This window comes from Ewingella americana ATCC 33852 (genome assembly GCF_000735345.1).
Taxonomy (GTDB): Bacteria; Pseudomonadota; Gammaproteobacteria; order Enterobacterales; family Enterobacteriaceae; genus Ewingella; species Ewingella americana.
The window spans coordinates 195,761-209,124 of the sequence record NZ_JMPJ01000064.1; the positions used below are offsets into that span (position 1 = coordinate 195,761).

A 13,364-nucleotide genomic window follows, 5' to 3' on the forward strand; every position below is an offset into this window, starting at 1 on the left:
ATCATGATGAAACAACAGTGACATCGGTAAGGTTAATCGACGCGGCGCAAATTCTTGATTTTCTCCTTAAGCTTTTCAGCTAATAACCAGATAAACTCGCACTATCGGGTGTCGCGCACCTTTCTCATTACGTCAGTCAAAGGCCGGAGGCCAACGTCCAGAATGATATGGATTATGTTAGCTGCAGTTGTTGTCGTGTTTATCGTTGGGTATTGGTTCATGACTGCAGACACCCGTAAGGCGAATGACTCCCTTGCCAGTCTGCTGAAAATTAAGCCGGTTTATATCGATTCCATGCTGCTGGAAATGGGCAAACGCCAGAGCCAGATGTTTACCCGCTCGATCAGCGGTGGCTATGCCGAAGAGATCCGCAAGGCGGCCTATGTGGTGTTTATCTACCACACCTTTATTAAAGACGCTTCGGAAGAAAACGTGATCAAATGGCGCGAAATTCTGATCCGCGCGCACCTGCCGCCGCAGCTCTCCAGCGAACACGCCGAGCTGGCGCTGTTCTACTTCTCCGAGCTGGATATTGAGCCGTTCGAGCTGGCGCAGTTCCGCCGCCAGTACAATGAGACCTATAATCAGATTCACTTAGTCTGAAGCCTGACTCTGGGTTAGTGCAGCGCGAAACGGCCCCTTATATGGGCCGTTTTTGTTTCTGGCACTGAAAAGAGCAATCTCAGTCAGGATGACTCCTCCCGCCGCTGGCAAAGTGGTGTCTTGAAGAGAGGGAAAATGAATAACGACAAATTTGATGATTACGCCCGGCGTTTCGAGCAGGTGTTTGATTTTATTGAACAGCATCTGGACAGCGCGCTGACGGTTGAACAGCTCAGCGAAGTGGCCTGCTTCTCGCGGTTCCACTTTCACCGCCAGTTCAGCCAGTTCTGCGGGGTGAGCGTCAGCCGCTATATCACGCTGATGCGCCTGAAGCGCGCCTCGTACCGGCTGGTTCAGCAGTCGCCGGACAAGATTATTGATATTGCGTTAGATGCCGGCTTTGAAAACCCGGAGTCCTTTTCCCGCGCCTTCAAGCATACCTTTGGCCTGACCCCCAGCGAGTTCCGCAAGGCACCCGTATGGATGGACTGGCATAAACATTTCCAGTTTCCCGGCATGGAAACCCAGAAGAGGATGGAGAAGATGGACGTCAAAATTATTGAAGTTGAACCGATACCGGTGGCGGTGCTTGAGCACCACGGCGATCCAATGCGGGTCAGCAACTCGGTGGCGACCTTTATTGAATGGCGCAAAGCCTCGGGGCTGTCAGATTACACAACGCAAGGCACCTACGGCGTGCCTTATAACGACCCGCTGGTCACGCCGGGCGAGGAGTTTCGCTTTGACATTTGTGGCGAACTCAACCCGCAGGCGCAGGGCAAAGTCCCGGCTAATTCTCAGGGAGTTATCAGTAAAACCCTGCCCGGTGGCCGCTGCGCCGTGGTGCGCCACGTGGGTTCTTACGATCGCATCAGTGAAACGGTCTACAACCTGTATCGCCAGTGGCTGCCGCAAAGTGGTGAAGAGCTGCGTGATTTCCCGGTCTATTTCCGCTATTTGCAGCTTGACCAAGAGTTGCCGGAGCACGCCCAGCAAACGGACATTCTGCTGCCGCTGAAATAGCCGTTCGCCCAATCTCAGACAAAAAAATAGCGCTGAATATTCAGCGCTATTTTCTTTTCGACCGGCTTAGCGGAAGACGTTTTCGAGATAACTCGCCAGAATCTGGCGTGAACTGAAACCGTGGCAGATGCCGTAATAAGCTTCGTTCTCACTGGCTACATCCAGCGGAAAACGGGTGTAAACCTGACTGCTGCGAAAAGAGGCCGTTGGCTCGGCGAAACGTTCGCTGCGCTCTTTCAGCGCCGGATGTATCACCAGGGCAGTCCGACCAAACCGCGCTTCCCGGTTCACATACACGTAGTGCTCACCCCGGTGGTAACCGTAGGCTTTATCATCAACAAAATCGCGCTCAAAACCTGAATTTTCTAAAACGCGCGCCACTTCATCTGGCCGTAAATACATGGTTGCTCCTCGCTTCTTTAACCGCAGAGCGACCTTACCGTATTCATCCGCCTGAATAACCACTTTATCCCGAGATTTGGCCTCTTTAGGATTTATCTAAAGCCAATAAAGATAAATTCTCGGGGTTTTACGCTATACGTTTTGGCCCTCAGACCGAGGGCGGGGCCGCTTTGGCATTGGCCCACAGGCGCAGCGTCATTAACCATGCCAACACCACCATAATCGCCGCCGCCAGATAGATAGACGAGGTGCCCGCGTGCGCGATCAGCAGGCCAGCAATCGGCCCGGTCAGGCCCAAACCGAGGTCGAGGAACGCCGAATATGTCCCCAGCGCGGTGCCCTGATTCTGCGGCGGCACCTGCTTCACCGCCTCGACGCCGAGCGCCGGGAAGATAAGCGAGAAGCCGCAGCCGGTCAGCAATGCGCCCAGTTGCACGGTGATAGGGTCAGTGCCGAGCCAGATCATCAGCAGGCCCAAAGCTTCGAACAAGAAAGAGGCCAACGCCACGCGCAGGCCGCCAAAACGGTTGATGGTGTTAGCAAGGATCAGTCGAATGCCCACAAAGCCCAAGCTGAACAGGGTCAGGGTGAAAGCCGCGCCGCTCCAGTTTTTCTCCGCATAGTAGAGAGTGATGAAGGTGGCGATCACCCCGAAGCCCACGGTACCGAAGCCGAGGCCCAAACCGTGCAACCACATGCGCCCCAGCACGGCTTTGAACGCAATTCTCTTACCCGTCGTCACAGAAATATCCTGCTTACGACTCGCCAGCCAGAGGGCCAGCAACACCGCCAGTACCAGCAGCACCGCGACGCCGGTCAGGCCGAATTGCGCATTGAGCATCACGCCCAGCGGCGCGCCCACCGCCATCGCGCCGTAGGTAGCGACGCCGTTCCATGAAATCACCCGCGCCGTGTGCATGGCTCCCACCGCGCCAATCCCCCACAGGGTGGTGCCGGTGCTGGCAAAGCTTTCGCCCACGCCCAAGAACAGGCGTCCGACGCACAGCATCAGCAAGCTAACCAGCGGATAGCCCGCCAGCAGCACCGCCAACATGTAGAACACGCCGCTGATGCCGCAGCAGGTCAGGCCAAACAGCACCACCTTCTTCGGCCCGAGCTGGTCGGCATAGCGCCCGGCGTGCGGGCGGCTGATGAGCGTCGCGAAGTACTGCACGCTAATGATCAGGCCCGCCAAGACCGAGTTGAAACCTAAGCTGTTATGCACAAAGCCCGGCAGCACCGCCAGCGGCAAGCCAATGGTCAGATAGCAGACAAAGGTAAATGTCATGAATGACAAAATGCGTTTATTTAATTGCAGATTGGTGCGCAGCGTACTTACTGACATGGGAGAACCCGAACGGAGATCACAGATTGAATATTTATAGGATAAACAGGTTTGGCTGAAGTAGAAATCTAAATGCCGGGGAAAAATGTTATCTGCTGTAAAACCTTCTGCCACTTACAGAAAAGTCTGAGCCACGTCACGCTAAGCCGCGTGGAGACTGGTGCCGCTTCATAGTGAGAACCGCTAATATCGCCGAAAATCACGGGTGATTCCCCTATGGATCCTTCCATCGCAGCATTTTGGACTATAGTTAAAGTACAGTTCAAACAAGGAGAGCCAAATGTTTAAGAAATCAGAAAAAGTAGAACGAGACATTAATGAGGATGTAACTCTGCTGGCCGATACCCTTGACGAGGTGCTGCAATCTTCGGGCGCTAAATCGAAAGATGAGCTGGAAAAAATTCGCGGTAAAGCCGAAGGCGTTTTACGCGATGCTCGTGCCCGCTTTAACGGCAACAGCAACATTAAACAGCACGCGATTGACGCGGCTAACCAGGCGACCAACTACGTGAAAGATAACCCGTGGCACGGCGTAGGTGTCGGTGCCGCCGTAGGTATCGTGCTCGGTGTTTTACTGGGTCGCCGCTAAGCGCCTCGGTAATGTGCAGAAGTAACCTGAGTAGTAAGTAAGACAGGTGCTAATTCCTGTGTCGGGTACCAGCACCTGAGCGGAAGTTGACCCCCTCATTATTCCGCTTAGAAGCGGGGCCTTTTGGCCCCGTTTTCTATATCTATCCTTCTAACATTCCTTTCCGACTATTCTCTTCTCTCCGCGCTCTCAACCAATATCGCCGCTAATTTGTCGACCAGCTTGTCGGCCTGCTGTTGATTGAGAATATTGGGGAAGCCCATCAGTAAGCCATTTGGTCTCAGCGCATCGCCCTTCTCCCTCGGCTCTACTTGCCAATCTGACAGCGCCTGAATGGCCAGCCCCTGCGAGCGGGCGTGCTGCGCAATGGCGGCGTCATCGAAGCTGGCGGCTAAGTTGGCACACAGCTGAATACCCCCGGCCTGCGGATTAACCCACAGCCGATCTCTTGGGAAACGCGCCTCCAACGCCTGAGTCAAAAAGGCCCGGCGCTCGACATAAAGCTGACGCATACGCTTGAGATGGCGATAGAAATGGCCCTGCGCGATAAACTCCGCCACGCTGGTTTGCATCAATCGCGGACTGGCACAGGCGCGCAGATGGCAGTAGTCACTGACCTTATCCACCAGCTTTTCCGGCACCACCACGTAGCCGAGGCGCAGCGCGGGGAACATCACCTTGCTGAAGGTTCCGGCATAAATCACCCTCCCCTGCGCATCAAGGCTTTTCAGCGACGGCAGCGGCTGGCCCTGATAGCGAAACTCACTGTCATAGTCGTCTTCGATGATCCACGCCTCACGGCTTGCAGCCCACTCGAGCAGCGCCATGCGTCGCGACAGACTGAGCGATACTCCCATCGGGCTTTGGTGCGCGGGGGTGACCACGGCAAATTTCGCCTGAGGGAAGTGCTGAATGGCGTGGTCGATGTTCATCCCCTCACCGTCCACCGGGATACCCATTGGCGTCGCGCCCGCCGCGCGGAAAAAGGCCTGCGTCACCGGATAACCGGGGTCTTCCAGCCAAACGCCGTCCTGCGGCTGCATCAGGCTACCCATCACTAAATCCAGCACCGCCGCGTAGCCCGAGCAGATAAAAACCTGCTCCGGTCGGCAAGAGAAGCCGCGCGACAGCTGCAAGTAGGCCGCCACTTCATGGCGCAGGGCGGCGTCGCCGTTGAGCGGCGCGTGGCCGAGATCTTCAATCCGCGTGTGGCGAATTTGCCGGGCCACGATGCGCGACCAGATGGCGCGCGGAAAGGCGTCCAGCGCGGGCAGACCAAGCTCTAAGGGGAAAGGGCTGCTGGTGGGCAGCATCGGGTTGACGGTAAAGCGCGGCGGCTCGGGGATGCGTTCCGGCAAGGGGGAAAGAGTCGGCAGCGACAGGCTGACGCGCGTCCCCGCCTGCCCGCGGCTCTGCAAAAAGCCTTCGGCCATTAGCAGTCCATAGGCGTTATCCACCGTAGCGCGGGCGACACCCAGCTCGCTCGCCAGACTGCGCGCCGAGGGCACGCGCTCTCCGGCCTGCAACTGGTTCTGCATGATAGCCTGCTTAAAGCGCTGATAAATCTGCCGATAAAGTGGCGCGGAGAGCTGGGGATCCAGCTGGAAGGAAGCCGAAAACGCTGACATTCATGGCCCTATCAAAAAGTCATATTATGGCTCTGTAGTATAGTCCATGCGGCCGCTAAAGTACCTCTCATCAACCCAAAGAGGAAATCAACATGACTCAGCTTCGCCTGCCTTACTACCAACTGTCTGCCAGCGTGATCGAACCGATGAGAGCCGCGCTGGGCGCGCTGGAAAAAGGCCCGCTGGACAACATCATCATTGAGCTGGTGTTCCTGCGCGTGTCGCAAATCAATGGCTGCGCCTACTGTCTGGATATGCACTCGAAGGCGCTGCGCAAGGCGGACTATCCACAAGGGAAATTGGATCAGCTGGCCGGATGGCGCGTCAGCCACGCCTACTCTGACAAAGAGCGCGCCGCTTTGGCATGGGCAGAGAGCCTGACGCTGATTGCCGCGACCGGCGCACCGGACGGCGATTATGAGCCTTTAAAGGCGCAATTTAGTGACGTAGAAATCTCTGAATTGACCTTTGCTATTGGTCTGATGAATGCGTTTAACCGTCTTGCGGTCGGAATGCGTCAATAATCGCCAAACAGTTTCCCGTACATTTTATAAGCATTAGCCGCCAGCCCGCGCCCGCCGCGCCTCTGGCGGCTTTTTGCTTTTTCGAACTTCGCAAATCTCAAAAAACTATATCTTGTGTGGTTGATTATTTAAATCACCACATCTAGTATTCAATTCGTCGGGACGCTACTACAGCACCGATACCCGCGCCCCCTTACTGCTGAAGCCATCGCCACAGCGACCGGGCAAAAATTGTCTCTGATTTCATTATGGATGGGAATACGAATCATGAGCATTATTATTTACAGCAAGCCAGACTGTGTCCAATGCAACGCCACCTACCGCGCTTTAGATAAACAAGGCATTTCTTATCAAGTCATCGACTTAACGCAGGATGCACAAGCCTTGGGTCAGGTTCGCGCTATGGGTTACCAGCAAGTGCCGGTGATCGTTGCCGGTGACGACCACTGGTCTGGCTTCCGCCCAGACAAAATCAGCGAGTTGCGCCAACTGCAAACCGCGTTCTGAGGCCAGACGGATGAATCCGTTGGTCTATTTTTCCAGTAGTTCAGAGAACACCCATCGTTTCGTCGGCAGGACAGGTCTGCCGGCGATTCGAATTCCGATTGACCGCCAGCCCGAGAAGTTACGCGTCACTCAGCCCTACATTCTGGTAGTGCCGAGCTACGGCGGCGGCTCGGCCAAGGGCGCCGTGCCTACGCAGGTCATTCGCTTTCTGAACGACGAACACAACCGTTCACTTATCCGCGGCGTTATCGCCGCCGGGAACACTAATTTCGGCGCAGCGTATTGTATTGCCGGTGACATCATCGCCCAAAAGTGTCAGGTGCCTTACCTGTATCGCTTTGAATTACTGGGTACGCCGGAAGACGTTGCAAAGGTTACACAGGGAGTTACTGAATTTTGGCAACGACAGAAATGAGTCTTACCGAGGCAGACACCAGCAGCCCGGACTATCACGCGCTGAACGCGATGTTGAATCTGTTCGATGCCGAAGGCCGCATCCAATTCGACAAAGACCGCCTTGCTGCGCGCCAGTACTTCCTGCAACACGTGAATCAGAACACCGTGTTTTTCCACAATTTGGCGGAAAAGCTGCGTTATCTGGTGGAAGAAGGTTATTACGAAGCGCAGGTGCTGGATCAGTACGCCTTCGAAGACATTAAACGTTTGTTTAAACAGGCTTATGCCAAAAAATTCCGCTTCCAGACCTTTCTGGGCGCTTTCAAGTATTACACCAGCTACACGCTGAAAACCTTCGACGGCAAACGCTATCTTGAGCGTTACGAAGACCGCGTGTGCATGGTGGCGCTGACGCTGGCACAGGGTGATATCGCCCTCGCCGGCCACTTCGTCGATGAAATCATCTCTGGCCGCTTCCAGCCTGCCACGCCAACCTTCCTGAACTGCGGCAAGAAGCAGCGCGGCGAGCTGGTCTCCTGCTTCCTGCTGCGCATCGAAGACAATATGGAGTCGATTGGTCGCTCGGTGAACTCGGCGCTGCAACTGTCGAAACGCGGCGGCGGCGTGGCCTTTATGCTGACCAACATCCGTGAAGTCGGCGCGCCGATTAAACGCATTGAGAACCAGTCCTCCGGCGTCATTCCAATTATGAAAATGCTGGAAGACGCCTTCTCCTACGCCAACCAGCTCGGTGCGCGTCAGGGCGCGGGCGCGGTGTATCTCAACGCGCACCACCCGGACATCCTGCGGTTCCTGGATACCAAGCGCGAAAACGCCGACGAGAAGATCCGCATCAAGACCCTGTCTCTCGGCGTGGTTATCCCGGATATCACCTTCGAGCTGGCGAAGAACAATGAAGATATGTACCTGTTTTCGCCGTATCACGTGGAGAAGGTCTACGGCGTGCCAATGTCCGAAATCAGCATCACGGAGAAATACCGTGAAATGGTTAACGACAAGCGCATCCATAAAACCAAAATCAACGCCCGTGAGTTCTTCCAGATTTTGGCAGAGATTCAGTTTGAATCCGGTTACCCGTACATGATGTTTGAAGACACGGTGAACCGCGCGAACCCAATCAAGGGTCGCATCAACATGAGTAACCTCTGTTCAGAGATTTTGCAGGTCAACACGCCGACGATTTATGGCGAAGACCTCTCTTATCAGCAGGTGGGGAAAGATATCTCCTGTAACCTCGGCTCGCTGAATATCGCCTCGGCGATGGACTCGCCGGACTTCGGCAAAACGGTAGAAATGGCTATCCGCGCGCTGACGGCGGTCTCCGACATGAGCAATATCCGTTCGGTGCCTTCTATCGATCAGGGTAATCAGGACTCCCACGCCATCGGCCTTGGGCAGATGAACCTGCACGGCTATCTGTGCCGCGAGCGCATTTATTACGGTTCCGAAGCCGGTTTGGACTTCACCAATATCTATTTCTACAGCGTGGCTTATCACGCAGTGCGCGCCTCCAACCAGTTGGCAATTGAGCGCAACCAGCGTTTTAAAGGCTTCGAGGATTCGACCTACGCTAGCGGCAGCTACTTCGACAAATATGTCGATGAAGCGCAGGCCGACAAGTGGCAGCCGAAGACCGAACGCGTGCGCGAGCTGTTCAGCGAGGCGGGAATTCATATCCCAACCACTCAAGACTGGGCAGAGCTGAAAGCCTCGGTGATGCAGCACGGGCTGTACAACCAGAACTTGCAGGCGGTGCCGCCGACCGGATCTATCTCTTACATCAATAACTCGACCTCTAGCATTCACCCGATTGTTTCACGGGTGGAGATCCGCAAAGAGGGCAAGATTGGCCGCGTCTACTATCCGGCGGCGTTCATGACCAATGACAACCTTGATTACTATCAGGATGCCTATGAGATTGGGCCAGAAAAGATCATCGATACCTATGCCGAAGCCACCCAGCATGTCGATCAGGGGCTGTCGCTGACGCTGTTCTTCCGCGACACCGCCACTACGCGCGACATCAACAAAGCGCAGATTTACGCTTGGCGTAAAGGCATCAAAACTATCTATTACATCCGTCTGCGCCAGATGGCGCTGGCCGGTACTGAAGTTCAGGGTTGCGTGTCTTGCACACTGTGATCGATTGAAAGGACTTAAAAATGAGCGCAGTAAAACAATTATTAGTTCCGCAGCCAATTAGCAAAGCCATCAACTGGAACAAGATTCAGGATGATAAAGATTTGGAGGTGTGGAACCGCCTGACTTCCAACTTCTGGCTGCCGGAGAAGGTGCCGCTGTCCAATGACATTCCGTCATGGGCCACGCTGAGTCCGAAAGAGAAGCAGCTGACTATCCGCGTGTTTACCGGCCTGACGCTGCTCGACACCGTGCAGAACGTGGTGGGCGCGCCGACCCTGATGAAAGACGCGGTCACGCCACACGAAGAGGCGGTGTACTCCAATATCTGCTTTATGGAGGCGGTACACGCCCGCTCGTACAGCTCGATTTTCTCCACGCTGTGCGCCACCTCGGACGTAGACGAAGCTTATCGCTGGAGTGAAGAGAACGTCGCGCTGCAAAACAAAGCGGCGATCATTCTCTCCTACTATGACGGGCAAGATCCGCTGATGAAGAAAGTCGCCAGCGTGTTCCTCGAATCTTTCCTGTTCTACTCCGGCTTCTATCTGCCGATGTACTGGTCGAGCCGCGCCAAGCTGACCAACACCGCCGACCTGATCCGCCTGATCATTCGCGATGAGGCTGTTCACGGCTATTACATCGGTTATAAGTTCCAGAAAGCCTTGGCTTTGGAAAGCGAAGAGCGCCAGCGGCAGATCAAAGCGCAGGCGTTTGATCTGATTCAGGATCTGTACGACAACGAAATTCGCTATACCGAAGAGTTGTATGACGACGTGGGCTGGAGCGAGGACGTGAAGAAGTTCCTGCACTACAACGCCAATAAGGCGCTGATGAATCTGGGTTATGAAGCCCTGTTCCCGGCCAGCATGGCGGACGTTAACCCGGCCATCTTGTCAGCCCTGTCGCCGAACGCCGATGAAAACCACGACTTCTTCTCCGGCTCCGGCTCGTCCTACGTGATTGGCACGGCGGTGAATACCGAAGACGAAGACTGGGACTTCTAACGCCGCAGTCTTAGCACCAGCAGTACCAATCCCGCGATACACACCGTTGTTCCCAGCAGTGGGAACAACGGAATTCCCCACAGATTGACGGTCGAATTCATCAAATAGGGCGCGATGCCCAGCGCGAAGGCGGCAGTGACGATGGCTATCGCCAGCGTAATGGCCGAGCGTTCCAGCGAACGGCTCAGTTCACTGAGGTTTTTGATCTCCACTCCGGCGTGCAGCCTGCCGCTTTTCAGCCGTTGAGTGATAAGACGCAGGGTTTGCGGCAACTCCTCGCTGGCCTCCACGGCTTCAATCCCCAAGTTCACCAGACGCTGGCGCGTTGCCTCCGGCGAGAAGCGTTGCAGCATCATTTTTTCCAGCATCGGGCGCAGCGTGGCGACAATATCAAACTGCGGATCGAGCCTGTGCAGCACGCCGTCGGCGGTGATCAGCGCCTTAAACAACAGCACCAGATCGGACGGCAGGATCAACTGATGCTCGCGGGCCATCAGCAGGAAATCGGTTAATGCGCCGCCGAGGGTCATCGGGGCCGAGAGTTGCCGGTCAAAGAAGTTCTGCGCCGCCAGCTCGAGGTCCATCAAATCCACCGCGTCGGTGTCGGTCCAGGCCACCAGCGTGTTGACGATCCCCGCCGTGTCGCGCTCCACCAGCGCGTGCAGCAACAGCAGCAGCTGATTGCGCCGCCGCTCGGAGAGGCTGCCGACCATGCCAAAATCGATAAAACCGACTTTGTCTCCCGCCAGCGCCATCAGGTTCCCCGGATGGGGATCGGCATGGTAGAGGCGCAGATCCAGCACCATTTTCATAAAGGCAATCGCCCCACGGCGCGCGAGCAGCGGGCGATCAAAACCTGCGGCGATCAAATCAGCCGGATTAGAGGGTGAGACGCCGGGCAAATATTGCTGCACCAGCAGGCGGGGCGAAGAGAATTCGCTGTAGATCTTAGGGATGACGATCTCCGGCTGATCGCGGAAATAGTCGCCGATCTGCCGACAGTTGTAGCATTCGTGGCTGAGATCTAATTCGTGGTTGAGCGCAATTTCCAGCGTTCTGACAATCTGCTGCGGGCGAAAGCGCGCCATCATCGGGCTTTGCTCGGCGGCGGTATCCGCCAGATAGGCCAGCAGGCGTAAATCAGCCCGAATGGTTTTCTCCAGCTCTGGTCGCAGAACCTTAACCACCACCTCTTCGCCACTGTGCAGCCGGGCGCGGTAGATTTGCGCCATGGAAGCCGCCGCCAGCGGCTCTAAATCAAACTGGGCGAATACTTGTTGCGGGTCGCCACCTAAATCCTGACTCACCTGTCCTCTGATGGCCTCCCATGGCAGAAACTGCGCCTGACTGTGCAACTTGTCCAGCTCATCAATCCAACGCTGGTCTAGCAGGTCGGAGCGCGTCGCCAGTATCTGGCCGAACTTCACAAAAGTTGGTCCGAGGGCTTCCAGCGCGGCGCGCAGCCGCTGCGGCATAGTCTGGATATCCGCGTCATCATTGGCGGCAAGGCGCGATTTCACCAGCCCGCCTAGGCCCACGATAGCCAGTAAATCCTGCAAACCGTAGCGGATCAGCACCTCGGTGATCTGCTTGAGTCTGGCGCGGTCGCGCATCGTCACGTACATCATTTTCAACATAAACAGCTCCGTCCCTGAAGTGTGGTTGCGGCGAATTTCATACTGTCAGTGTAGCGCACCCCGAAGCATAAACGGCGGAATGCTAAAACGAAAAAGGCCCGGTGATTAACCGGGCCTTGGTGACACAGAAGAAGCAATCAGGCGAAGAATTTCGCCAAGACCAGCAGGCCAACCGACACATTGATCGCGCCGCCAATGCGGGTGGCGATTTGCGCGAAAGGCATCAGCGCCATGCGGTTACCCGAGGTCAGGATAGCCACGTCGCCGGTGCCGCCCTGCCCGCTCTGGCAGCAAGAAACAATAGCCACGTCGATAGGGTGCATGCCGATTTTCTTGCCGACAAAATAGCCCGTGCCGACCAGCGCGCAGACCGTGGTCACGATCACGCACAGGTTCGAAATGGTGAAAGCGTTAACCAGCTCCTGCCACGGGGTGATAGCCACGCCCACCGCGAACAGTACTGGGTAAGTCACCGCCGTGCGGAAGAATTTGTACACCGTCATCGACCCTTGTTGAATAGTCGGCGACACGCCATTCAGCAGTTTCACCACCACCGCCGCGAACAGCATGCCGACCGGCGCTGGCAGGCCAATCAGGCGCTGACCCAGCATCCCCACCATGTACAGCAGCACCGCCAGCAGCGCGCCGCAGGCCAGCGCGTTGACGTCAGGCTTGCCTTTGAACTCTTCCAACCCGTGACCAATCAGGCCGTTTTTCGCTGGCATCAGCTGGCCTTCGCCAGTCAGGTGCGGATAGCGTTTACCGATTTGGTTCAGCACGCCCGCCAGCACGATAGCGGTCAAACCACCCAGCATCACGATAGGCAGAATGCGGCCCAGCGCCACGCCCTGCTCCATGTGCAGAATGGTCGCATAACCCATCGACAGCGGGATTGCGCCTTCGCCCACGCCACCGGCCATGATCGGCAGAATAAGGAAGAAGAAGGTCTGGAACGGCGGCAGGCCTAGCGCCATGCCCATCGCCAGCCCGGCCACCATGCCGACGATTTCGCCGCACAGCATCGGGATGAAGATACGCAGGAAGCCCTGAATCAGCACCTGACGGTTCATGCTCATGATGCTGCCGACAATAATGCAGCAGATGTAGAGATAGAGAATATTGGTGGATTTATAGAATTTGATGGTTGAGTCGACCACCACGTCCGGCAGCAGGCCATAATGCACCAGCGCGGAAGGGATAAAGGTGGCGCAGATTGCCGCCGCGCCCAGCTTGCCGATGATAGGCAGGCGTTTGCCGAACTCGCCGCAGGCAAAGCCGAAGAAGGCCAGCGTCGCCACCATCACCACGATATCACTCGGCAGTTTGCCATTTAGGCAATCAAGCAGGATCAGCACGCCCGCCAGCAGGAAGAAAGGCAGCGGAATGATCCCTATCTTGTAGTTATCCAAGATATGCCACCAGCGCTCCTTGGCAGAAACGGCCGGGGTTTCCTTCTTTTTCACAACAACGTAGGAATCATCAGTGGTGCTCATAATACTTTCCTCATGCTTTAAAACTTCATTAGTAATGAGGATAAAAAATA

The 13,364-nt window shown here is 55.9% G+C and carries 13 protein-coding genes; 8 read left to right on the plus strand and 5 right to left on the minus strand.

The window, feature by feature from the left end; all coding sequences use genetic code 11:
* Positions 1-162: 162 nt before the first annotated feature.
* Together GEAM_RS14260 and GEAM_RS14265 are read left to right on the plus strand one after the other, a co-directional pair.
* Complete coding sequence (locus GEAM_RS14260; protein ID WP_034792620.1) at positions 163-603, plus strand: DUF1198 domain-containing protein; 441 nt, start codon at positions 163-165, stop codon at positions 601-603.
* Between the two features lie 135 nt (positions 604-738).
* Positions 739-1,626, plus strand: coding sequence for an AraC family transcriptional regulator (locus GEAM_RS14265; RefSeq protein WP_034792623.1), 888 nt, complete (start codon positions 739-741; stop codon positions 1,624-1,626).
* A 66-nt stretch (positions 1,627-1,692) separates the two neighbouring features.
* Here GEAM_RS14265 and GEAM_RS14270 read toward each other — a convergent pair whose 3' ends face one another.
* Positions 1,693-2,028 (minus strand): DUF2002 family protein, encoded by a 336-nt coding sequence (locus GEAM_RS14270; protein ID WP_034792632.1) that lies wholly within the window; start codon positions 2,026-2,028, stop codon positions 1,693-1,695.
* Positions 2,029-2,176: 148 nt separating this feature from the next.
* Positions 2,177-3,373 (minus strand): MFS transporter, encoded by a 1,197-nt coding sequence (locus GEAM_RS14275; protein ID WP_034792635.1) that lies wholly within the window; start codon positions 3,371-3,373, stop codon positions 2,177-2,179.
* Between the two features lie 280 nt (positions 3,374-3,653).
* Here GEAM_RS14275 and GEAM_RS14280 point away from each other — a divergent pair, with 280 nt between their 5' ends.
* Complete coding sequence (locus GEAM_RS14280; protein WP_034792638.1) at positions 3,654-3,962, plus strand: DUF883 family protein; 309 nt, start codon at positions 3,654-3,656, stop codon at positions 3,960-3,962.
* A gap of 167 nt (positions 3,963-4,129) precedes the next feature.
* On the opposite strand, the gene pdxR is transcribed toward GEAM_RS14280, so the two are convergent.
* On the minus strand, positions 4,130-5,590 hold the full coding sequence (gene pdxR / locus GEAM_RS14285) for a MocR-like pyridoxine biosynthesis transcription factor PdxR (RefSeq protein WP_034792641.1): 1,461 nt from the start codon (positions 5,588-5,590) through the stop codon (positions 4,130-4,132).
* Positions 5,591-5,682: 92 nt separating this feature from the next.
* Between pdxR and GEAM_RS14290 the strand changes: the two genes are divergently transcribed.
* From GEAM_RS14290 to nrdF, 5 genes are all read left to right on the plus strand, one after another.
* Complete coding sequence (locus GEAM_RS14290; RefSeq protein ID WP_034792643.1) at positions 5,683-6,114, plus strand: carboxymuconolactone decarboxylase family protein; 432 nt, start codon at positions 5,683-5,685, stop codon at positions 6,112-6,114.
* A gap of 267 nt (positions 6,115-6,381) precedes the next feature.
* A complete protein-coding gene (gene nrdH / locus GEAM_RS14295) occupies positions 6,382-6,621 on the plus strand; it encodes a glutaredoxin-like protein NrdH (protein WP_034792646.1) in 240 nt (79 codons plus the stop codon).
* Between the two features lie 10 nt (positions 6,622-6,631).
* Positions 6,632-7,036, plus strand: a complete 405-nt coding sequence (gene nrdI / locus GEAM_RS14300; protein WP_034792650.1) for a class Ib ribonucleoside-diphosphate reductase assembly flavoprotein NrdI — start codon at positions 6,632-6,634, stop codon at positions 7,034-7,036.
* A complete protein-coding gene (nrdE, locus tag GEAM_RS14305; RefSeq protein ID WP_034792652.1) occupies positions 7,018-9,180 on the plus strand; it encodes a class 1b ribonucleoside-diphosphate reductase subunit alpha in 2,163 nt (720 codons plus the stop codon). Before nrdI ends, nrdE begins: the two co-directional genes overlap by 19 nt.
* 20 nt (positions 9,181-9,200) lie before the next feature.
* On the plus strand, positions 9,201-10,184 hold the full coding sequence (gene nrdF, locus GEAM_RS14310) for a class 1b ribonucleoside-diphosphate reductase subunit beta (RefSeq protein WP_034792655.1): 984 nt from the start codon (positions 9,201-9,203) through the stop codon (positions 10,182-10,184).
* Here the strand turns inward: nrdF and GEAM_RS14315 are convergent.
* Entirely contained in the window at positions 10,181-11,821 is a 1,641-nt protein-coding gene (locus tag GEAM_RS14315) for an ABC1 kinase family protein (RefSeq protein WP_034792659.1), read from the minus strand. The two genes, nrdF and GEAM_RS14315, sit on opposite strands and share 4 nt — an antisense overlap.
* 137 nt (positions 11,822-11,958) lie before the next feature.
* On the minus strand, positions 11,959-13,314 hold the full coding sequence (locus tag GEAM_RS14320) for a 2-hydroxycarboxylate transporter family protein (protein WP_034792660.1): 1,356 nt from the start codon (positions 13,312-13,314) through the stop codon (positions 11,959-11,961).
* Positions 13,315-13,364: the final 50 nt, after the last annotated feature.

Excerpts from the sequence above, each read along its gene's own strand:
- GEAM_RS14260 (WP_034792620.1), top strand. The coding sequence starts at position 163 with ATGATATGGATTATGTTAGCTGCAGTTGTTGTCGTGTTTATCGTTGGG.
- GEAM_RS14265 (WP_034792623.1), top strand. The coding sequence starts at position 739 with ATGAATAACGACAAATTTGATGATTACGCCCGGCGTTTCGAGCAGGTG.
- GEAM_RS14270 (WP_034792632.1), bottom strand. The coding sequence starts at position 2,028 with ATGTATTTACGGCCAGATGAAGTGGCGCGCGTTTTAGAAAATTCAGGT.
- GEAM_RS14275 (WP_034792635.1), bottom strand. The coding sequence starts at position 3,373 with ATGTCAGTAAGTACGCTGCGCACCAATCTGCAATTAAATAAACGCATT.
- GEAM_RS14280 (WP_034792638.1), top strand. The coding sequence starts at position 3,654 with ATGTTTAAGAAATCAGAAAAAGTAGAACGAGACATTAATGAGGATGTA.
- pdxR (WP_034792641.1), bottom strand. The coding sequence starts at position 5,590 with ATGTCAGCGTTTTCGGCTTCCTTCCAGCTGGATCCCCAGCTCTCCGCG.
- GEAM_RS14290 (WP_034792643.1), top strand. The coding sequence starts at position 5,683 with ATGACTCAGCTTCGCCTGCCTTACTACCAACTGTCTGCCAGCGTGATC.
- nrdH (WP_034792646.1), top strand. The coding sequence starts at position 6,382 with ATGAGCATTATTATTTACAGCAAGCCAGACTGTGTCCAATGCAACGCC.
- nrdI (WP_034792650.1), top strand. The coding sequence starts at position 6,632 with ATGAATCCGTTGGTCTATTTTTCCAGTAGTTCAGAGAACACCCATCGT.
- nrdF (WP_034792655.1), top strand. The coding sequence starts at position 9,201 with ATGAGCGCAGTAAAACAATTATTAGTTCCGCAGCCAATTAGCAAAGCC.
- GEAM_RS14315 (WP_034792659.1), bottom strand. The coding sequence starts at position 11,821 with ATGTTGAAAATGATGTACGTGACGATGCGCGACCGCGCCAGACTCAAG.
- GEAM_RS14320 (WP_034792660.1), bottom strand. The coding sequence starts at position 13,314 with ATGAGCACCACTGATGATTCCTACGTTGTTGTGAAAAAGAAGGAAACC.